This is a genomic window from Lacisediminihabitans sp. (genome assembly GCF_043726815.1).
Lineage (GTDB): Bacteria > Actinomycetota > Actinomycetes > Actinomycetales > Microbacteriaceae > Lacisediminihabitans.
In genome coordinates, this window is record NZ_JAYSJZ010000023.1 from 20,930 (window position 1) to 40,868 (window position 19,939).

Below are 19,939 nucleotides of genomic sequence, written 5' to 3' on the forward strand. Positions count from 1 at the left end.
GGCGTCTACGCGGCGGGGCGGGCCCGCGATCCCGAACCCGCCCCGGTGATCGTCCCGATCAGAACTGCAACACGGGCGCGAGCGTCTTGGTGCGCGCGCCCTCATAGGCCGCGAGGATCATGCCGAGCACCTCCACACCCTCCTTCTCGGTGTGCAGCGGGCGGGTTCCGTTGATGAGGCTCTCGGCGAAGTGCCCGATCTCCGCGGAGAAGGTCTCGACATCCTCGAACTCGAAGGTCTCGACGGTGCCGGCGCGCAGCGACAGGGTCAACGAGACGCCGTCGCTCGAGAGGGAGCCGAGGTCGCCGACGGCGGAGAAGCGCTCGGTGGCCGGAGTGGGGTCGTAGGCCCAGCTCGTGGCGAGGTGGCCGACGACGTCGTTGTCGAAGCGCACGAGCACCTGCGCCGAGTCCTCGCCCTCCATGAACTTCAGACGATGGGTGGACAAGAGCGCGGTGGCCTCCACCGGCACGCCGCCGGCGAGGTGCAGCATCAGGTAGGTCGGGTGGTAGCCGGTGTCGATCAGCTCGCCGCCGCCGCTGGTCTTGGCGCTCGCTCGCCAGCCCATGTTCGCCGGGTCGAAGTGGTTGTAGAAGCTGTCGGTGGTGCGCACCTCGAAGACCGTTCCGATCGCGCCGGAATCCAGCAACTCCTTGGCCTTGGCCACCGCCGGCATGAAGAGCTGGTTGTGGGCGCACATGAGAGTCACGCCGTTCTCGGTCACGGCGGCCTGCACCTCGCGGGCCTCCTCCGGGGTCAGGCAGAGCGGCTTCTCGCAGAGGATGTGCTTGCCCGCGCGCGCCGCGGCCACAATGGCATCCTTGTGCAGGTGGTGGGGGAGGCAGATGTCGACGGCATCGACGTTCTCGTCCAGCACGAGCTCGTTGAAGTCGGTGTACGACGTGGCGTTCAGCTCCCTGCCGCGCTGCGCGGCGGTCTCCGGCACGGCGTCGGCGACGGCCGTGATGGTTGTCGTGTCGGGGTGGGCCAGGTAGCCGCGAATGTGCTCGGTGGCGATTCCGCCGGCGCCGATGAGACCGATTCGTACGTGGTTGAGAGGCATGGTGAAGGTGATCCGTTCTATGAAGCGAAGATGAAGGGGGTGATCAGAGCGAGACGGATGCCCCGGATGCGGCCGCCGCGTTCGCCGCGACCACCAGCCTGGTGAGCTCCACCGCGCGGGAGAGGTTCTCGTCGGCACGCGTGCCGTCGGCGATGTGATCGACCCACTGGGCGAAGGCGCCCGGCACGGCATCCGGCACGTCGATCGAGTGCCAGCCTTCGCCACCGAAGGCGGCGCCGGACACGGTGAGGGTGTTGCCCCAGTCGGAGTAGGCCAGGCTGCCCTCCGTGCCGAAGATCTCGACGGTGAAGGGATTTTCACTCACGAATCCGGCCTCGATCACGCCGATGGCCTGGTTGTCGTACCCCACGGTGACGACGGCGGAGTCGTCGACCACACGGCCGGTCACCGACCGGTAGGTGGCGGACACCGTCGACGGCGCGGCCCCGAGGAAGAGCTGGGTGAGGTAGACGGGGTGGCAGCCGAGGTCGGTAAGCGCGCCGCCGATGGCGGTCTGCCGGTCGAAGAAGCGCTCGGGCAGCCAGCCCGAGACCGCGCCGCCGTGCGAGAGCCTGACCCGTGAGTAGGTGATCCGCCCGAGCCCGCCGCCGTCGATCACGGTGCGGATGGCCTGCGTGTACCCGTCGTACAGCCGGGGGAGCGACACCACGACCTTCACGTCGTTCGCGTCGGCCGCGGCGAGGATCTCCTCGGCCTCCGCGACGGTGGGCGCGAGAAGCTTCTCGGTGAAGATGTGTTTGCCCGCGTTTGCTGCCTTCACCATGATGTCTCGATGCACGTTCGTCGAGGTGGTGACCGTCACGGCATCGATGTCCGGGCGAGCCAGGAGTTCATCCAGATCGCCGACGAATTCCACGCCGAACCGGGCGGCGCCCTCCCTCCCGCGATCGGCGTCGTCGTCCCAGACGGCCACCAGGGTGGTGCCCGGATCTTCCTGTGCCTGGCGGGCGTAATCGCCCGCATGAACGTGCCAGAAGCCGAGTACGGCCACGTTGAGCGTCTTTGCCACGGTGTTTCAACCTCAAGTCTTGGGGAACAGATTCCCCAATCCGAACAGACCGCCTGCTATTAATCAAGGGTTTTGACTAAATCGGAAAAGTTCCCCCTTTTGGGGTAGAACCTCCTGTATGGTCGGTCGGAGTTGCCGCCGAGATGGCGTCGACAGTGAGGCACGCGGAAGTGCCAAGACGTTGGAGGCTCGATGGCGAACTCGATTGACGTGGTGGGCGCTGGCGCAAGGCGCCGCTCACCGGAAGCAACGGCGGACGCGGCTCGCGGCGCCCGAACGGTGTCGCGAAGGCTGACGATTCGCGACAAGAAGAACCTCGGCCTAGGGCTGCTGTTCATCTCGCCGTGGATTGTCGGCCTGGTCATTTTCGTGTTGTATCCGCTGGTCTATTCGCTCATCATCAGCCTGACCCGATACTCGGGAATGTCGAAGCCGACCTTCGTCGGGCTGCAGAACTACCTGACCGCCTTCACCGATCCGCTCGTGAAGATCTCGGCGGGCAACACGCTCTTCTACGCGGGGCTCGCCGTGCCGATCGGGCTCGTCGTGGCCGTGCTGCTTGCCCTCGCGATGAACCGGAACGTGCGCGAGGTCGCGTGGTACCGCACCGCGCTTTACATCCCGTCGCTCGTGCCGGCGTTCGCGCTGTCGTTCATCTTCGTGGTGTTCGTCAACCCCCGGTTCGGCGTCTTCAACCAGTTTCTGACCCTGTTCGGGGCGGGCAACACCAACCTCCTCGGCGAGCCGACCTCCGCCAAGATCGTGATCGTGCTGATGGCGCAGTTGGCGGCGGGAAACGCCGCCATCATCTTCCTCGCGGGCCTGCGCAACATTCCGGTGACCCTCTACGAGGCGGCGCGCGTGGACGGTGCCGGCCCGGTGCGGCAGTTCGTCTCGATCACGCTTCCGCTCCTCACGCCGGCGATCCTGTTCAACCTCATCACGGGGATCTCGGGCGGCCTGCAGGTGTTCACGCAGGCCTACGTGCTCACGAACGGGGTGGGCGGACCGGACAACGGAACGCTGTTCTACATGCTCTACCTCTACAAGAACGCCTTCAGCTACGCCTCGCTCGGTTATGCCTCCGCGCTGGCCGTGCTCCTCTTCGTGGCGGGCATGCTCCTGGCGTGGCTCGTGTACTTCATTTCCAAGAAATTCGTCAACTATGACGTTGCCGCGGGTTGAACAGGAGAAGCAGACGTGACATTGACAACAACAACACCGCAGCAGCAAGGCCCCGAAGACGAGGCCGTGCTCGATGCCCCGAAGCGGGAGGAGGTGGGGCGCGCCAGGGACGGCAGCCGGCAGAGGTGGTACAGCTCCGTGATCGCAAGGGTGCTCATGATCGGCCTGAGCCTGCTCTTCCTGCTTCCGCTGTATTGGATGATCGCCTCCGCGCTCAAGAGCGGCCAGGAACTCTCGCACTACCCGCCCACCTGGTTCCCTCAGGAATTCCACTGGGAGAACTTCGTCAACGCGGTCAACGCGATGCCGTTCTGGAGCTTCTTTCGCAACACCGCGGTGATCACGGTGCTCTCGGTGGTGTTCTCGGTCGTGTCGAACTTCATCGTGGCGTACGGCTTCGCCTGCATCGAGTGGAAGGGACGTGACCGAGTGTTCTACATCGTGCTCGCCACGCTCTTCATCCCGTTTCCGGTCACCCTCATCCCGATGTTCGACCTCTACGCCAATCTCGGCTGGGTGAACACCTGGCTGCCGCTGATCGTGCCCAACCTGTTCGCCTCGGCCTTCTTCGTCTTTCTGCTTCGCCAGTTTCTGCTGCAGATTCCGAAGGACATGTTGGATGCGGCCCGCCTGGATGCGGCGAGCGAGTGGGCGATCGCGTGGCGGCTGGTGTTCCCGACCGCGCTGCCCGCCCTCACGGCGGTCGCCATCTTCTCGGCGGTCGGCGCGTGGAACGACTTCATGGGCCCGCTGATCTACCTGCAGGACGTGAGTGTGCAGACCCTGTCCATCGGGATGCAGGCCTTCCGTCAGACCAACCAGCAGGACATCCAATTCAACGAACTGATGGCCGCGTCAGTGCTGGTGATCGCGCCGCTCATCATCCTGTTCTTCGTTTTCCAGCGCTACTTCCTCAAGGGGATCACGTTAGGTGGATTCAAATAATGATGCAACGACGCACCTTTCTCGGCGGCGCGGCCGCCGTGGGCGCCCTCGCGGGCCTCGGAATGTTGGCTGGCTGCACGGCCGGTACGAAGGATCCGAACCAGATTCGGCTGTGGGGCGTGGGCGGTGACCAGCGACCCGTCGAGAAGAAGATCATCGAGGCCTACGGCAAGGTGGCCCCAAACATCTCGGTGGTCAACAGCACCGTGCCGAGCAACGGCACGGGTGACGCGACGAGCATCATCACCGCGGTTCGCGGCGGCACTGCCCCCGACCTCTGGTACATGGACGCCTTCAGCTGCGCCCAGTACGCCTCTCTCGGCCTGTTGGAATCGATCACGCCGCTCATCGAGAAGTACGAGGACAGCACCTTTCTCGACCAGTGGCTGCAGTTCTCCACCGACTCGCTCAGCCTCAACGGCCAGGTCTACGGACTGCCGATGGACACCGACACTCGCGTGCTTTACTACAACAAGAAGCTCCTCCGCGCCGTGGGCGTCGACCTCGACGAGTTCGATCCGAAGAACGGTCCGCCCACCATCGAGCGGGTGCTCGAGATCAGCCAGAAGATGACCAAGAAGGACGGGCGCGGCAACTACACCCGGCTGGGGCTCATCCCCTGGGACGGCGAGGCCTGGGCGTACACCTGGTCACTGGGCAACCAGGCGACCTTCTTCGACGACTCCAATTGCTCGATCGATCTCACGGCGAAGCCGATCCTCGATGCGTACACCTTCCTCTACGACCAGGCCCGGGAGATGGACTTCGGCAAGGTCGACGCCTTCAAGGCGACCTACGAGCCTCCGAATCATCCGCCGGCCCAGACATCGTTCCAGGGCGAACAGCAGGGCTTCCTGATCGCCCAGCCGATCGTGAACTCCCTGAAGAAGTACGTGCCGAACCTCGACTATGGGTACACCTACCTTCCCGTGCCCAAGAAGGGGGCCAAGCCGTACACCTGGTCGGGAGGCTTCTCGCTCGTGGCGCCAAAGGGCGCGTCGATGACCAAGGAGATGTGGGACTTCATGAAGTTCTACTGCGGCAAGCCGGGTCAGGAGATCTACATGCCGGCCGTGGGTGCCGTGCCGACCCAGCGCGACGTGCTGAAGAGCACCGACCCGGCCATCACCTCGCTCGGGTTGCTCGTCGACCAGCTGAAGTTCTCCACCTCCCGGCCGCCGTTCCCGGTGAGCCAGATCTGGTGGGACTCGATGGCGCAGGCCCAGGACAGCGTCAAGCTCGGCACGAAGACTCCCATCGAGGCGCTCGAGACCGCGCAGGCCCGAGTTGCTCCGCAGATGGAGTTGTACTGTCCGTTCAAACTTCCGAAGGGCTTCGGACGCACGGGCGTGTGACCGGTGGGGGGCGGCCTTCGCTACATGACCTCGCCGATGTAGGAGTACTTCACGAACACCTCGGAGGCGAGGCCGGCCTCCTCGAGCACGCCCTGAACCGCGGTGAGCATGTATCTGGAATCCCAGCCCAGGTAGAGGAAGTGCGTGTCGTCCAGCGCGTGCCACTGCCCGTTCCAGGCCTGCGCCTCGAAGATGGGGCCGCCGCGGCGCGCGCTGAACTCCACGACGTGCTGCCGTTCATCCGCCCAGAGCCGTTTGAACACGCGGTCGAACAGGTACTTCACGTCCTGCACCTCCCAGTGCTCGCCGCGGTACTCGACGTAGTCGAACTCCCGTTGCCAGCCCCGCGGCCACCCGCGCCTGCGCTGGGCGTCGAGGATCGGGGTGAGGCCGTCATCGTCGATGCCCACCGTGCCGGGACGCGCCCAGATCCGCAGGAAGTCGGCGGTGAGCCGGGCCGTGCGCTCCGCGATGGCGGACGTTCCCCAGGCGACGGTGTCGGCGAGTTCGCGAGTGGTGCGGATGGCGCTCCGGGCGTAGACGGACGCGCGCTTGTCGGGAAATGAGGTGTTGGCCGCGCGCTCCGCCAGCGGTTGCTCGAGGAGGGCGAGGTTGCCGAGGGTGTGCGCGAGGGCCCGGTGGCTGTTCTGCTCGTCCTCGCTGTATTCGACCCACTCCCGCGTTCCGTCGCCGCTCCAGGTGTCGCCCGGTGCCAGCGGAAAGATGTGGTCCACGTCCAGGTCGGCAATGCCGTCGACGTTCGCGAGGCGCCCGAGCACGTAGGCGGGGTGGGGGAGTTCCCCGTACTTCACGGCAACCCGCACGCGCTCATCCGAGGGGGTGATCCTGGCGATCGCGTCGATCAGGGAGGCGGGCCCCTCTTCCCGTGCGCGGCACAGCCGGGCCACCAGTCGATCGGTGGACACACCGACCACCGTGCGGCGCAGGAGCAGTGCCTGCACGTGCTCCACCGTGGCGAGGAGGGAGTGCTTGTCCACGGCGCCCCGGGAGAAGTCGCGGTAGGCCCGCATCGCCAGTGGGTACATCGCCCGCCCGAAGGTGTTGACGTGGGCGAGCTGGCGGGCGATGTCCGGGTCCGACGCCTCAGTCGGCTCCAGCAGCGTGCGATAGATCGCCGAGTACTCCCGCCATTCGGCCGCGTGTGCGCGCAGCGTCTCGAGATCGAGCCGCGGAAAGCGATGCCGAAAGGCGTCGTACACGCCCCGACCGCCCACGGTGTCGACCTCGCGCCCGGTCGTGCCGACGAGATAGTGACGCCAGAAGGTACCGATGGACTCGCCGGTGTTCTGTTCGATCGGCAGCCAGAACGAGTCCTCGATCTCGCTCTGTTCGGCGTGCGACAGGCCCATGAGCACGTAATTGTGGATCAGCTCGTGGTCCTGGAGCGGTTCGCCCGTGGAGTTGAGGCTCTCGAAGATCTGCTGCGCGTTCGCGTCGGCGCCAAGGGTGATGGCGACGTGCTCCAGTCGCTGCAGGCCGGTCCAGATTCGTCGGGCCTCCGCGGCGGGAATCTGGCTGCGGAAGAAGGCATAGTTGTCGTCGAAGCGGGAATCGCGGGCCTCGTCATCCGCCAAACGACGGTCGAGCACGACGCTCTCGAAGACCTGCGCCCAGGCGCGGTGCGGGCGGAGCTTGGTGCGCGCGGCATCGGCCCCGGTGCCTCTCACGAGCACCCTCTCGAGATCGGCGGAGAGCGTGGGGTCGGCGGCCAGCACCGGGTCGTTCAGCACGCTGTGGTGCAGCGCGGCGATCAGGAGCATCAGCGTTGTGATGCGTTGCTGGCCGTCGATGAGCACCAGTTCGGCGCCGTCTCCCCCGGTGCTGGCGGAGGAGAGGATGGAGCCGATGAAGTGCATCTGCCGGTCGTCGGCGTCGGCGACCTCGCGGATGTCGGAGAGCAGCTGCTCGCAGGCTCCGATGTCCCAGCGGTACTGGCGTTGGTACACCGGAACGACGATGGTCGTCTGCGCGGCGGAGAGCCAGCCGATCGTGTTGACGGCGGTCGCATCGATATTCGTGGCGGAGCTCATAGTGAATCCAGCCTATTCGCCCGCGAGCGTGGCTCGATCGCCCTCAGGCGCCGAATGTTAGGCTCGCCTAAGTTGGGCGTGTAAAAACGTGCTCGCCCTCGACGAAAGGACATGGTTTCGATCATGGGTTACATCAAATCTGCCGCACTCGAAGAGACCGGCTACGTGGTTCTCGACCGCTACAACCAGGAGCTCGACCCCAAGGAATGGCTGGACATCGAGTACGTCGACTGGAAGTCGTCTGGCGAGACCCGCTTCGCGCCGCTCGCCAGCGCCTTCGGCGAGATCGAGGTCAACGGCTTCTGGAACCACAAGCCGCCGCGCACCGACAAGGACGGCGTCTGGATTCCGAGCCAGGTCGAGAAGGCGCCGAACCTCACCCGACGGGCCCAGGAGCCCGGCTCCAATGTCGGTCGCTGCCGCGTGATCGAGCTGCTGCCGAACACCTACGCGGACTGCCTGTACAACCTGCACCAGGACGACAACAACCGCCTCAACCCGGACGGCACCGGCTGGGTCGTTCGCGGATTCTTCAACCTCAGCGACGACAAGGACAGCTACTTCGTGCTGCGCGAGAACCGCACAGACCCGAGCGTCGAGTACCGCATCGCCCTGCCGGCCGGTGCCCAGCTGATCATCGACACGCAGCGCCTCTGGCATGCAGCCACCCACGTCGGCACCGAGCCGCGCTACTGCCTGATCACCTCCTGGGAGTCCGGCCCCGAGCTGGACGCGTACATGGAGAAGCACCACGCCCAGAGCCGCGTGCCCAACGTCGAGGTGCCGCAGGACATCCTCGACGCCGGACAGGCCGAGCAGACGCGGCGCATCGCGGCGCGTGCCGCGTACTACGCCGCCAAGGGCCAGGCCGAGAAGACGGCGATGAGCGAGGCCTGATCCTCCGCAGCATCTGAACAGGGGCCCCGGTCGTGCGACCGGGGCCTCTGTCGTTGAGGCTCGACCGCGTGCCGGGCGGACGCCACAATCATCAGCGAAGCCCGCCGACCGGGGGAATGTCTATCGCCGTGATGATGCGAGTGGATGCCTCCGGGTCGGCCATCAATCGCTCCGCTTGCCGTTCGATTGTGGACTCGAACTGCGTGCGGGCCAGCCGCCCATTTCCGAAGTCCTCCCCCCGCGTGCTCCAGAGGGCATCGAACATGGCTCGCGCCGCAGAGTGCGCGTCGGGCGCCACCTCCATCCCTGACTTCTCGCAGAGCGCAACGAAGATCGACGTGAGCTCGTCGGGTGTGAAGTCTGCGAACTGAAGCACACGTGTGAAGCGAGACTTGAGGCCGGGGTTCGACGCGATGAATTCCTGCATCCTCGTGGTGTAGCCCGCAGCCACCACGGCGAGGCGATCGCGGTTGTCTTCCATCGCCTTGAGCAGGGTGTCCACTGCCTCACCGCCGAAGTCGTTGGGCTGGCCGGCTCCCACTGTGAGTGAGTAGGCCTCGTCGATGAAGAGGACACCGTCGAGGGCCGAGTTCACGACTTCTGTCGTCTTGAGTGCGGTCTGACCGACATACCCCGCCACCAATGCGCTACGGTCCGTTTCCACGGTGTGACCGCGTCGCAGCAACCCGAGTCCGAGAAGAATCTGACCGACGAGGCGCGCCACGGTTGTCTTACCGGTGCCCGGGTTGCCGGAGAAGACCATGTGCAGACTCACCGGGAACGGATCCTGTCCCTCGCGCTGCCGTCGCTCGTTGAGTCGCACGAGGTTCACGAGCTTGCGGATCTCCCGTTTGACGTCGGCAAGTCCGATCATCCCGTCCAACTCGGCCAGCAGCAGGTCGACATCGGCCACGATCGCGGCCCGATCGCCGGGGATGTCGTCGGCGACGATATGCTGCAGGTCGGCGGGTTCCGTGGCCGGCAGGGATGCCAACCGTCGTGCCTGGCGCTCCATGATCGTTTCGAACAGTTGGCGCATCGCGCGCCCGTTTCCGAAGGTGTCGCTGCGATTGCGATGAAGGTCGGTGATGACCCGGGTGAGCTTCTCGGCGGCCTCCGTGCTGAGATCCACGTCGTTCTTCCGCAACATGACGTCCAGGATCTGCCGGAGCTCGTCGACCCCGTAGTCGCGGAATTCGATGTAGCGGGTGAATCGTGAGTGCAGTCCGGGGTTCGAGTCGATGAACTTGCGCATGGGCGCGGTGTACCCGGCGACGATCACGGCGAGGCGATCGCGGTTGTCCTCCATTGCCTTGAGCAGGGTGTCGATGGCCTCGCCGCCGAAGTCGTCGGCCCGGCCGGCTTCGCCCGTGAGCGTGTAGGCCTCGTCGATGAACAGCACGCCGTCGAGGGCGGTCTGCACGACTTCTGTCGTCTTGATCGCCGTCTGGCCGACATAGCCGGCCACCAACGACGCGCGATCGGTTTCCACCATCTGGCCCCGCCGCAGTAGCCCGAGTCCGTGAAGGATCTGGCCGACGAGGCGCGCCACGGTTGTCTTACCGGTGCCCGGGTTGCCGGAGAAGACCATGTGCAGACTCACCGGGATCGGTTCCCTTCCCTCCCGCACCCGTAGTTGATTGAGGCGCACGAGGTCGACGAGCTGTCGGATTTCACGTTTGACATCGGTGAGGCCGATCATGCCGTCGAGTTCGGCCAGCAGCAGGTCGATGTCGGCCACGACCGCGTTCCGATCCTCGGGGATGTCGTCGGCGACGATCTGCTGCAGGTCGGCGGGTTCCGTGGCCGGCAGGGATGCCAACCGTCGTGCCTGGCGCTCCACGATCGTCTCGAACAGCTGGCGCATCGCCCGCCCGTTGCCGAACGCCTCACCGCGGCTTCGATGAAGGTCGGTGATCACCTTGGCAGCCCTGACTCTGGCGTCGGGCGTCACGGTGAACTCGTGGTCGGTCAACTACGTGGTCAGAATCTGCTGAAGCTCCTCGACCGCGTAGTCCTCGAATTCGATGTAGCGGGTGAATCGTGATTGCAGCCCGGGGTTCGAGTCGATGAACTTGCGCATCGGAGCCGTGTAGCCGGCGACGATCACCGCGAGGCGATCGCGGTTGTCCTCCATTGCCTTGAGAAGCGTGTCGATGGCCTCCCCGCCGAAGTCGTTAGCCTGGCCGGCTCCTCCGGTGAGCGAGTAGGCCTCGTCGATGAACAGCACGCCGTCGAGGGCGCGTTCGATCGCGGCCATCGTCTTCGGCGCCGTCTGGCCGACGAACTCGCCGACCAAGGATGCCCGATCTACCTCCACGACATGGCCCGACTTGAGCAGTCCGAGCCCGGCATAGATCTCGCCGACGATCCGCGCGACGGTCGTCTTGCCGGTGCCCGGGCTGCCAGTGAAGACCAGGTGGAGCGAGGTACCGGATGTCGCGAATCCCTGCTCTCTGCGCTGCCGTTGAACCGCCGCGAAGTCCACGAGGCTCCGCAACTCCTGCTTGACGCCGGCAAGACCGACGAGCGCATCGAGCTTCCTGAAACTGACCCTGTCTCCCACCGGCCCGTTCGGTATCGGCTCCCCGTTGAGGCGGCAATTCTCGACGCTGACGGCCCCACGCCCATCGAGTCGGAATGCACCGGCGAGGTCCCTGGCCACGAAGCGGACGTCCCTCAGGCGCGCCTCGCCGCTCTCCGAGAACAGGAGCGCCCCGCCGCAGTTCTCGAGATCACAATTCTCCATGTCGACCCGCGCATCCCGGTGAAGGTGCACCGCCGGCCCCGCACAGTCGCAGATGCGCGTACTCGATAGCCGCGCCGTGGGCGTGTCGCCGTCGCCCATTCCGACCCCGACGCCCCAGTATCCCTCCCCGCCGCACCGCTGGATCAAGCATTGCTCGATCGTGGCACTGGTTCCCGTGCCGGAAACGGCAATGGCCGGGTAGCTGGTGTCCAGGAAGGTGCAGGCGGTCGCGATCGCCTGGGACTTGGACCCGACAAGGATGCCGTTACCCGCGATGGACTGGAATTGCGAGCCGTGCACCGTCGCCGAGGCACCCTCCAGGAGCACAATCGCCGCCGAGCCGACGTCCCAGAAGCGGCACTCGCTAACGTCGATATGGCTACCCTGAGTCGCGTACACCGGATTGTTCTGGATGCCATGGATCGACGAGTTTGTGACGACGAGCTTGCCTCCGCGGCCGACATACAGGCCGAAGTTGCCGCATCCCGTCAGGTCGCAGTCTCGCACCTCGAGCACGGCGTTTTCGAGTGCCTCGGCCCCGTTCTGGGGAATGTCGTGCAGCCTGCTGCCAGACAGGATGATTGTGCTCCCGCCCTCGGCGAAGACGGCGGGATGTTCCGTGGACGATCCGGAGAGATCACAGCCGGTGACGGTGACCTGGCTGTAGTCCCGAGCCACGATCAGGTTGTCAGCGGAGTTCCGCAGGGTGCACTGCGCGACCTCGAGACGCGCCTGCTTGATGGTGTTGATCCGGCCGTCGATGGCTAGCCCGACGATGGACGCCTGCCCGCTGTACTGGAAGTGGCCCTTGACGGACGCGGTGCCCGGTATCGCGGCCCTCATCGACACCGAGGTGAAGCTGACGTCTCCGACCACGTGATCGCCGGCGGCGAATTCGAGTACGTCTCCGACTTTCAGCTCGGCCAGCACCGACTGCACCGTGGATGATCGCATCATCCCGCTGCCGATCTTGAAGGTCGTCACGAGCACTCCTTGCGATGTCCGCGTTCTGAGTGAAGATACTCCCATCCCGGTGCCCAGCGACAGAGCTGGGGCATTCGGCTCCATCGACGCGAACTCCCTCGGCTTTCGTCTCTCGGTGGTCGGGAGTACCCTGCGGACCATGGCCACCGAACCCGCCCTTCTCGACTGGATGCTCGATGCCGATCCGGCCCTCCGCTGGCAGGTCGAGCGCGACCTGGCCGGCGCGCCGGCGGAAGTGTGGCAGGCGACCCGGGCGCGCGTGGGAAAGGAGGGATTCGGCGCTCAACTGCTCGCGCTCCAGGACGTCGACGGCCAGTGGGCGGGCGGCGCCTACTTCCCCAAAGGATTTGACTTCGAGGGTCCGGAGGCGGCCGAGGGCGCCGGGCAGCCATACACCGCCACCACCTGGTCGGTCAACGCCCTTCGCGAGTGGGGCGTGGATGCGGCGCTGCTCGCCGGCACGGCGGAACTGCTCGCCGCGAACAGCCGCTGGGAATACAACGACCTGCCGTACTGGGGCGGCGAGGTCGACTGCTGCATCAACGCATACACTCTCGCCAACGGGGCGTGGCTCGGCGCGGATGTCTCCGGGCTCGCCCAGTGGTTCCTCGAGCACCGGATGGCCGACGGCGGCTGGAACTGCGAGTGGGTGGAGGGCTCGACCCGTTCGTCGTTCCACTCCACGCTCAACTCCCTCAAGGGACTGCTGTACCACGAGGTCGCGACCGGCGGCAGCGTCGAGCTGCGCGAAGCCCGGCGATTCGCCGAGGAGTACCTGCTCGAGCGTCGGCTGATGCGCTCCCTCACCACGGGGGAGCTCGTCGCGTCGTGGGCGACCCGTTTCGTCTACCCGTTCCGCTGGTTCTACAGCGTGCTCAACGCGGCGGACTACTTCCGCGCCGCCGCGCTCCAGGATGGCACCCAGCCCGATCCGCGGATCGCCGACGCGATCGACGTGATCCGAGCCGCCCGTCTGCCGGACGGCACCTGGCTTCAGGAACGCCGGCATCCGGGGCGGGTGTGGTTCGAGGTCGACGTGCCGGCTGGGGAGCCATCGAAGTGGCTGACGTTCTACGGCACCCGCGTGCTCGACTGGTGGGACGAGGCGAACCGCGGGTAGCCCGCCCGCTTGATGCGGGTCAGATGCCGAGAAGCTTGGCCTTCGCCGCGGCGAACTCCGCGTCGCTGATCACGCCGGCGGTCTTGAGCGTGGCCAGCCTCTCGATCTGTGACGTCTAATCTCCCTCAGCGGGAGTCGCCGAGGGGACCCCCTCCCAGTTGGAGTTCTTCTCGCCGCGGAACGGCGTCATCCCGGCGTTCGGTCAGGAGTTCATGTGCGGCCCGTTGTCTTTGGAGTAGACCACGATCGTGTTGTCCGCGGTCTTCGATCCGTTGGGTGCCATCCTCCTGTGCCCACGAGTGAATGACTCCGCGCGGGCCGAAGTTCTTGCGGAAGTTCGGGAAGTCCGCTTCCGTGGGGTAGTCGTCGAGCTCCGGCTCCTCCTCGGCGTTGAGGTGGTAGAGGTTGCCGAAGAACTCATCGAACCCGTGCCTGGTCGGCAGGTGCTCGTCACGATCGCCGAGGTGGTTCTTGCCGAACTGTCCTGCGGCATATCCGTGGGCGCTGAGCGCCGTCGCGATGGTCGGATCCTCCGGCCGAATTCCTGTGTCCGCGCCGGGGATCCGACCTTGGTCAGGCCGGTCCGGTAGGGGTTCTGCTCGGTGATGAACGCGGCTCGTCCGGCCGGGCAGCTTTGCTCACCGTAGTAGTCGGTGAAGCGAGCGCCTTCCTCGGCGATCCGATCGATATTGGGCGTGCGGTACCCCATTAGCCCGTCGCTGTAACAACTGAGATTCGACTGCCCGATGTCATCCCCCCGGATGACAAGAATGTTCGGGTTGGCTGACATGGACACTCCCTTGGCCAACAGATTTCCAAAGCAGAGGCTTTCCGTTTTGGGACTTTCGACCCGTCGCTCTCTACCACCGCCGCCCCAGTGACCGTGTGGAGCCCGACGGCGGGTCACAAACCAAACACGACCATTTGAGGCCCAACGGATCGTCTCTCTGCACTATCGCATACAACCGTGTATGAGTTATGGTGGAGTAATTCAAACAATTGTGTTTGAGTTATTCGACCCGAAGGGCTTGAAATGACCGTCGACACCGCGCAGACAATCGCTTCACCACCATCCGACCGCCCGACGTCCGAGGGGCGGACGCACCGACGGAGGAGAGGGGCGCGCACCCTCGGCATCGTCGCCCTCGCCCTGATCGGGCTGCTCTTCGGCTCGACCGCCACCAACCTGATCCAGGAGCGTGTCGAGCGGTCTGTCACCGCGCCGTACGGCCATCGGGTGAAGGTTGACGGCGGCTCTCTCAACGTCTATCGCAACGGCCACTCCGGACCGCCGCTCGTGCTGCTCAGCGGCCTGGGCACCGCCGCTCCCGCGCTGGACTTCGCCCCGCTGATCAGGCGACTCGGTGCCTTTGACGTGATCGTGGTCGAGGGATTGGGATACGGCTACAGCGACATGACAGCGAGGCCACGAACGGTGGAGAACATCTCCGCCGAACTGCACGAGGTACTGTCGAGGCTCGACATCGAACGGCCGTACACGCTCGTTGGCCACTCGATCTCCGGCTTTTACACGCTCTACTACGCCAACAAGTATCCGAAGGAGGTGTCCGCGGTGATCGGCATCGATCCGACCGTGCCGGCGGGCAAGGTGGACGCCCCCAGCGTCCCGAGCGGTGGTGTGAATCCGGCTCGGCTGGCCTCGACGACGGGCCTTGCCCGGGGTCTGAGTGCCGTCGCCCCCGCGCTTCTCGGTGAGCCGGAGGGCGGAGCGTACACGGCGAGCGAACGCCGCCGGATCCACCTGATGACCAGCTGGAACTTCGGCAACGACGCCGTGGCGAACGAGATGGCTCAGATCGGGCGGAACGCCCGCCGGCTCCAGGGGATGACCTACCCCGATGGACTGCCGGTGCTCACGTTCCTGGCCGCCGACAGCGTCGCCACGATCCCGCGCTGGCGTGAGATGCACGACGACCAGGTGAAGAACGTGGAGCGCCACGAGATCATGGTGCTCCGGGGCCAGCACTACCTGCACTGGACCCAGTCGGCGGCGATGGCGGCGAAGATCACCGACTTCCTGGGCGGGGGCAAATGAACCCCGTGGGCGGCTCGACGCTGAGGAGGCGCGTGGGGCTGGCCGTGCTCGTCTCGGCACAGTTCGTTGTGATGCTCGACACCGCCGTGGTGAACGTGGCGCTGCCGTCGATCCAGCACGACCTTCACCTCACGCAGACGGGTGTGGCCTGGGTGGTCAACGCCTACTTCCTCGCCTTCGGCGGGTTCCTCCTGCTCTCCGGGCGGGCGGCGGACCTCTTCGGCCGCCGCCGGATGTTCATGGCCGGTGCCGCGCTCTTCACCGCCGCGACCCTGCTGGCGGGCATCGCGCCCACCGAGACCGTGCTGGTCGTGGCCCGCGCCCTGCAGGGACTCGGCGCGGCGGTCTTGAGCCCCTCCGCCCTCTCGGTGATCCTCGTGGAATTCCCAGGTGCATCACGGGCGAAGGCGATGAGCGCGTGGGGCGCGGCCTCGGCGGCCGGCGGTGCTGTCGGGGTCTCCGTGGGCGGACTGGTCACCGCATCCCTCGGCTGGCAATGGGTGTTCTTCATCACGATCCCGATCACCCTCCTCGCCCTGGTCTCTGCGCGGTTTCTCTTCTCCGCCGACTCGGGGGAGCGCATTCGCCGCACCTTCGATGTCTTCGGGGCGATCACGATCACCGGGGCGGCCCTCGCCCTCATCTACGCGACCCTCTCGGTCGTGGACCGAGGCTGGTTCTCGGTGGAGACCATCGGGGGAGCGCTGACCGGGGTCGCGCTGCTCGTCGCCTTCGTGTTCATCGAGCGGTCCGCGGCGGACCCGATCGTTCCCCTCGCCCTCTTCCGGCAGCGGTCGGTCTCGGCCGGCGTGATCATCGGACTGCTCGGGGGAGCGGCGCGGGTCTCCACCTTCCTCCTCAGCGCCCTCTACCTTCAGCAGGTTCTGCTGCTGGCCCCCAATGCGGCAGGGATCGCGATGCTGCCGACCTCGGTCGCCGGATTCGTCGTCTCTCTGCTCCTGCTGCCCCGCATCCTCCGTGCCATCGGGCCGGAACGCACGCTGATGCTGGGCCTGCTGTTGCTCGCGGCCGGGCACCTGTGGCTCGCCCGGAACCCCGCCGGGCCGACCTATTCCCTGGACGTGCTGCCCGGGCTGTTGGTGGCGGCGGCGGGAGTCGCGCTCAGCTTCACGCCGTCGACGATGGTGATCGCCTCCGGCGTCCCGGCGGCCCAATCCGGGCTGGCGTCGGGCCTGGCGAACGCCAGTTCCCAGGTCGGGGGCGCCATCGGAATCGCGGCGTTCAGCGCCGTGGCCGCCGCCCGGGTGCAGGAGCAGGTCTCGGCCGGAGCCACGGCAAGCGAGTCGATTGCCTACGGGCTTCAGGGCTCATTCGCCGCGGCGGCGATCGCCGCGCTCGTGGCCGCGGCGTTTGCGTTTCGGGTGGTGCGCGGACGACCGCGGCCGCTCACCACGCCCGTGACGGAGAGCGCCGTCCGGCGGTAGGGGCGTTGACCGCGAGCCCTCGCGGGCCGCGACTCGGCAGATACGCCGACGACGTGGACGAGGCCGCGCGTCCCAGATCCGCCGTGTCAGGCCTCGCTCGCCCTCGCGGCGGGAGGTAGCGCACGCTCCGGCGGGGAAACGTGCCCGCGGACGGAGATTCGCCTCCCGCCGCGACGACATTTCTCCCGCCGTGACGGGAAACGCGTCGTGACGGGAATCCCGCCGCGACGGGAATCACGAGAGGGATGACTCTGCGGGGAGGGGCGCCTGTCAGGCGAAGACGCGGAAGCCCAGCAGCCGGTAGACCGGCGTCATGATGGCGAGAAACGGCGCCAGCAGGCGGAGCAGGTACACGATCACCGGGGCGCCCAGATAGTGGCCGGCGGCGAACAACACGATGCCGAGGAGGGCGAGGATCACGGCGGTGACGAGCCCGTTCCTGGTCTCCAGGAAGGGCGCGGCGGAACCGACGCTGACGGCGAGGATGCCGATGTCCACGATGAAGCCCCCGGTGGTCGCATCCGGCGCCAGGTGAGCGACGGACCACAGGGTGATGCCGATCGCCCAGCCGAGTACGAAGACCAGACCGGCAAGCGGCTTGGTGAGTTCGCGTGAGACTGGCATGTGATCGCTCCTTTTCCCGGTGGACGCGAGCGCTCCCACCGCACACGATCCTATCGCTGGGGCGACCGGTCCGGCGGCAACCGGGGGGACCTAAGCCCCGCGGGCCGGGGTCACGAGCAAATACCGTGTGGTCAGCCGCATGAGGCGGCCAAACGGAGGAATCGGCAACCATGCTGCGCGCCCTTGGTGTCGCGATCGCTCGGCACCGGCTCATCGCCGCCCTCGCCTGGGCGATCGCCCTGGCGGTCTGCCTCGCGACCGCCGTCTTCGGGCTGACGGGGGAGAACCTCTTCCAGCGGCTCTCGAGTGCCGGGCCGTCCGTCGCCGGTGAGGCGAGCCACGCCGACTCCCTGCTCAAGAGCTCCAAAGACAAGAACACGGAGTCGCTGTCCCTGCTTCTCCACGGCGTGGACCTGAATTCCGCCGAGCTGGCCACCATCCTCTCCGACGCCAGCGGGAGTCTCTCGAAGATCGACGGCGTCACCGAGGTGGTGAACCCGCTGGCCATCCCGCCGCTCCCCGACGGCACGCCGTCGCCCGCCGCCGGCGCGCTGCTGGCGTCCGACGGCAAGGGGCTGCTTCTCACCGTGTCGATGTCGAAGACGGGCGGCAAGGTCAGCGACTCCGTTCTCGGCCCGGTGCAGCGAGAGCTCGAGGCCACCGCGTCGAAGGTGCGCAGCCTGGTGCCGGGCGCGACGGTCGAGGTGGGAGGGACGCCCCTGCTCGTGCAGTCCCTGGTCGCGGTCGCCGAGTCGGACCTGCAGCGCGGGGAACTGATCTCGTTGCCCATCGCGCTCTTCGTGATGCTCATCATCTTCGGAGGGTTCCTGGCGGCGGGCATCCCGCTCGTCGGTGCGGTCGCGTCGATCGTGGGAGCGCTCGGCGCGCTCTATGGATTCAGCTACCTGATGGACATCGAGACCACCGTGATGAACGTGATCACCGTGATCGGGCTGGGACTCTCGATCGACTACAGCCTGCTGATCGTGAGCCGCTTCCGTGAGGAATTCCGAGCGATGGTAGAGCAGATGCCGCCGGAGGGCATGCCGGCGACCGGTCACGGGAGGCGCGCCCTCCGGGTCTCCGACCGCCACGAGGTGATGCTCCAGGCCGTCGGCGTGACGGTCAACACGGCCGGCCGCACCGTGCTGTTCTCCGGGCTGACGTTCGCGATCGCCACCCTGGGCCTGTTCGTGTTCGAGCCGTCCATCATCCGGGCCATCGCCATCGGGGCGAGCACGGTCGTGCTGATCGCCGTGCTGACCGCGCTCGTCCTGGTGCCGGCGCTGCTCGGCTTTCTCGGCGAGCACCTCTACAAGCCCGGCCTGCTCACGCGCATCCCCGGCCTGGGCCGGCTGCTGAGCCGCTTCGGCGACGTGGCGCCGAAGGAGGGCGTCTTCTCCAAGCTCACCCGCGGCGTGCAGAAACTGCCGTGGCTCGTCGCGGCCGCCGGCATCACCGTGCTGTTGCTGCTCGGCAGCCCGGCGCTGGCCATCACCATCTCGAACAACGCCGACGACGCGATCCCCAAGTCGTCGTCGCAATACGGATTCGTGACAGCGCTCCAGACCAACTTTCCCCTGGCGACGACACCGAGGGTACAGCTGGTGGCCTCCGCCGACGAGGCATCGGTCGCCGCCTGGGTCGACCGGGTGAAGGCGCTGCCCCACGTGACAGACGCGACGGCGCCCGCCAAGGTCAACGGCTACTGGGTGTCGCGGGTGAGCGTGCAGAAGTACCAGGGCACCGCCGTCGTGCGGGAGATCCGGGCGAATCGGCCGGCCTTCGCCAACTGGGTGGGAGGCTCGGATGCCGCCTCAGTCGACTACACCGCGTCGCTGCTGCGCGGTGCGCCGTGGGCCGCCCTCATCATCGCCGTGGCCACGTTCGTGCTGCTCTTCCTCATGACCGGTTCCCTGATCATCCCGCTCACGGCGCTGGTGATCAGCGCCATCTCCCTCGGCGCCGCCGTCGGAGTGCTGGTCTGGGGTTTTCAGGATGGAAACCTCGCCGGACTGCTCAACTTCGATGCGACGACGGTGTCCGGGGTCGATGCCCTCGTGCTCACCCTGGTGCTGACCTTCGGGTTCGGCCTGGCCATGGACTACGAGATGTTTCTGCTGGCCCGCATCAAGGAGCACTACGAGCAGGGTGAGAGCACCCGGCTGGCCATCGAGACGGGGTTGCAGAGCTCGGGCAGGATCATCACCTCGGCCGGACTGATCATCGTGCTGGTCTTCATCGGCTTTGCCACCGGGCAGCTGATGCAGATGAAGCAGATCGGCATCTCCCTCGCGGTGGCGGTGCTGCTCGATGCCACGCTGGTGCGCACCATCCTCGTGCCGTCCGTGATGACCTCGCTCGAGCGCGTGCTGTGGTGGGCGCCCCGGTGGATGAGGCCCATCCACGCGCGTTTCGGCCTTCACGAGTGAGGC

16 protein-coding genes and 1 pseudogene are annotated in these 19,939 nt (G+C 66.5%); 9 read left to right on the forward strand and 8 right to left on the reverse strand.

The genetic code is table 11. From position 1 onward, the window contains the following. Positions 1-58: 58 nt before the first annotated feature. Both ACHZD8_RS02410 and ACHZD8_RS02415 read right to left on the reverse strand, forming a co-directional pair. A complete protein-coding gene (locus ACHZD8_RS02410; protein ID WP_394768532.1) occupies positions 59-1,063 on the reverse strand; it encodes a Gfo/Idh/MocA family protein in 1,005 nt (334 codons plus the stop codon). A gap of 43 nt (positions 1,064-1,106) precedes the next feature. Continuing rightward, entirely contained in the window at positions 1,107-2,093 is a 987-nt protein-coding gene (locus ACHZD8_RS02415; RefSeq protein ID WP_394768533.1) for a Gfo/Idh/MocA family protein, read from the reverse strand. Between the two features lie 192 nt (positions 2,094-2,285). Here ACHZD8_RS02415 and ACHZD8_RS02420 point away from each other — a divergent pair, with 192 nt between their 5' ends. From ACHZD8_RS02420 to ACHZD8_RS02430, 3 genes are read left to right on the forward strand one after another with little or no spacing between them, the layout of a single operon-like run. Next, positions 2,286-3,278 carry a carbohydrate ABC transporter permease gene (locus ACHZD8_RS02420; protein ID WP_394768534.1) on the forward strand — a complete coding sequence of 331 codons (993 nt, stop codon included), beginning with the start codon at positions 2,286-2,288 and terminating at the stop codon, positions 3,276-3,278. 15 nt (positions 3,279-3,293) lie between these two features. After that, a complete protein-coding gene (locus tag ACHZD8_RS02425) occupies positions 3,294-4,223 on the forward strand; it encodes a carbohydrate ABC transporter permease (RefSeq protein WP_394768535.1) in 930 nt (309 codons plus the stop codon). Next, positions 4,223-5,578: an ABC transporter substrate-binding protein gene (locus ACHZD8_RS02430; protein WP_394768536.1), complete on the forward strand. Its 1,356-nt coding sequence runs from the start codon at positions 4,223-4,225 to the stop codon at positions 5,576-5,578. The genes ACHZD8_RS02425 and ACHZD8_RS02430 overlap by 1 nt, the downstream gene beginning before the upstream one ends. Positions 5,579-5,598: 20 nt before the next feature. On the opposite strand, the gene ACHZD8_RS02435 is transcribed toward ACHZD8_RS02430, so the two are convergent. After that, positions 5,599-7,629 carry a DUF262 domain-containing protein gene (locus ACHZD8_RS02435; protein ID WP_394768537.1) on the reverse strand — a complete coding sequence of 677 codons (2,031 nt, stop codon included), beginning with the start codon at positions 7,627-7,629 and terminating at the stop codon, positions 5,599-5,601. Positions 7,630-7,752: 123 nt separating this feature from the next. On the opposite strand from ACHZD8_RS02435, the gene ACHZD8_RS02440 reads away from it, so the two are divergent. Then, positions 7,753-8,526 (forward strand): hypothetical protein, encoded by a 774-nt coding sequence (locus ACHZD8_RS02440; protein ID WP_394768538.1) that lies wholly within the window; start codon positions 7,753-7,755, stop codon positions 8,524-8,526. Between the two features lie 91 nt (positions 8,527-8,617). On the opposite strand, the gene ACHZD8_RS02445 is transcribed toward ACHZD8_RS02440, so the two are convergent. Next, positions 8,618-10,501, reverse strand: a complete 1,884-nt coding sequence (locus ACHZD8_RS02445) for an AAA family ATPase (protein WP_394768539.1) — start codon at positions 10,499-10,501, stop codon at positions 8,618-8,620. After that, complete coding sequence (locus ACHZD8_RS02450) at positions 10,502-12,259, reverse strand: right-handed parallel beta-helix repeat-containing protein (protein ID WP_394768540.1); 1,758 nt, start codon at positions 12,257-12,259, stop codon at positions 10,502-10,504. It lies immediately after the preceding gene. Between the two features lie 139 nt (positions 12,260-12,398). On the opposite strand from ACHZD8_RS02450, the gene ACHZD8_RS02455 reads away from it, so the two are divergent. Then, positions 12,399-13,379, forward strand: a complete 981-nt coding sequence (locus tag ACHZD8_RS02455) for a squalene cyclase (RefSeq protein WP_394768541.1) — start codon at positions 12,399-12,401, stop codon at positions 13,377-13,379. 19 nt (positions 13,380-13,398) lie between these two features. On the opposite strand, the gene ACHZD8_RS02460 is transcribed toward ACHZD8_RS02455, so the two are convergent. After that, a complete protein-coding gene (locus ACHZD8_RS02460; protein WP_394768586.1) occupies positions 13,399-13,485 on the reverse strand; it encodes an SHOCT domain-containing protein in 87 nt (28 codons plus the stop codon). 142 nt (positions 13,486-13,627) lie between these two features. Between ACHZD8_RS02460 and ACHZD8_RS02465 the strand changes: the two genes are divergently transcribed. Further along, positions 13,628-13,969, forward strand: a complete 342-nt coding sequence (locus tag ACHZD8_RS02465; protein ID WP_394768590.1) for a hypothetical protein — start codon at positions 13,628-13,630, stop codon at positions 13,967-13,969. A gap of 29 nt (positions 13,970-13,998) precedes the next feature. On the opposite strand, the pseudogene ACHZD8_RS02470 reads toward ACHZD8_RS02465, so the two are convergent. Continuing rightward, positions 13,999-14,169 (reverse strand): annotated as a pseudogene (locus ACHZD8_RS02470) (sulfatase-like hydrolase/transferase); the annotation flags it as partial. A gap of 243 nt (positions 14,170-14,412) precedes the next feature. On the opposite strand from ACHZD8_RS02470, the gene ACHZD8_RS02475 reads away from it, so the two are divergent. Beyond that, the gene (locus tag ACHZD8_RS02475) at positions 14,413-15,435 is read left to right on the forward strand and encodes an alpha/beta fold hydrolase (protein ID WP_394768542.1); all 1,023 of its coding nucleotides are present in this window, start codon (positions 14,413-14,415) and stop codon (positions 15,433-15,435) included. Beyond that, complete coding sequence (locus ACHZD8_RS02480; RefSeq protein ID WP_394768543.1) at positions 15,432-16,880, forward strand: DHA2 family efflux MFS transporter permease subunit; 1,449 nt, start codon at positions 15,432-15,434, stop codon at positions 16,878-16,880. Before ACHZD8_RS02475 ends, ACHZD8_RS02480 begins: the two co-directional genes overlap by 4 nt. A 270-nt stretch (positions 16,881-17,150) precedes the next feature. Here the strand turns inward: ACHZD8_RS02480 and ACHZD8_RS02485 are convergent, their stop codons facing one another. After that, positions 17,151-17,504, reverse strand: coding sequence for a hypothetical protein (locus tag ACHZD8_RS02485; protein WP_394768544.1), 354 nt, complete (start codon positions 17,502-17,504; stop codon positions 17,151-17,153). A gap of 170 nt (positions 17,505-17,674) precedes the next feature. Here ACHZD8_RS02485 and ACHZD8_RS02490 point away from each other — a divergent pair, with 170 nt between their 5' ends. Next, positions 17,675-19,936: an MMPL family transporter gene (locus tag ACHZD8_RS02490; RefSeq protein ID WP_394768545.1), complete on the forward strand. Its 2,262-nt coding sequence runs from the start codon at positions 17,675-17,677 to the stop codon at positions 19,934-19,936. The last annotated feature ends 3 nt before the right edge of the window (positions 19,937-19,939 follow it).

Coding starts and splice junctions, on each gene's coding strand:
- ACHZD8_RS02430 (WP_394768536.1), top strand. CDS start 4,223: ATGATGCAACGACGCACCTTTCTCGGCGGCGCGGCCGCCGTGGGCGCC.
- ACHZD8_RS02440 (WP_394768538.1), top strand. CDS start 7,753: ATGGGTTACATCAAATCTGCCGCACTCGAAGAGACCGGCTACGTGGTT.
- ACHZD8_RS02480 (WP_394768543.1), top strand. CDS start 15,432: ATGAACCCCGTGGGCGGCTCGACGCTGAGGAGGCGCGTGGGGCTGGCC.
- ACHZD8_RS02420 (WP_394768534.1), top strand. CDS start 2,286: ATGGCGAACTCGATTGACGTGGTGGGCGCTGGCGCAAGGCGCCGCTCA.
- ACHZD8_RS02475 (WP_394768542.1), top strand. CDS start 14,413: ATGACCGTCGACACCGCGCAGACAATCGCTTCACCACCATCCGACCGC.
- ACHZD8_RS02410 (WP_394768532.1), bottom strand. CDS start 1,063: ATGCCTCTCAACCACGTACGAATCGGTCTCATCGGCGCCGGCGGAATC.
- ACHZD8_RS02485 (WP_394768544.1), bottom strand. CDS start 17,504: ATGCCAGTCTCACGCGAACTCACCAAGCCGCTTGCCGGTCTGGTCTTC.
- ACHZD8_RS02455 (WP_394768541.1), top strand. CDS start 12,399: ATGGCCACCGAACCCGCCCTTCTCGACTGGATGCTCGATGCCGATCCG.
- ACHZD8_RS02490 (WP_394768545.1), top strand. CDS start 17,675: ATGCTGCGCGCCCTTGGTGTCGCGATCGCTCGGCACCGGCTCATCGCC.
- ACHZD8_RS02435 (WP_394768537.1), bottom strand. CDS start 7,629: ATGAGCTCCGCCACGAATATCGATGCGACCGCCGTCAACACGATCGGC.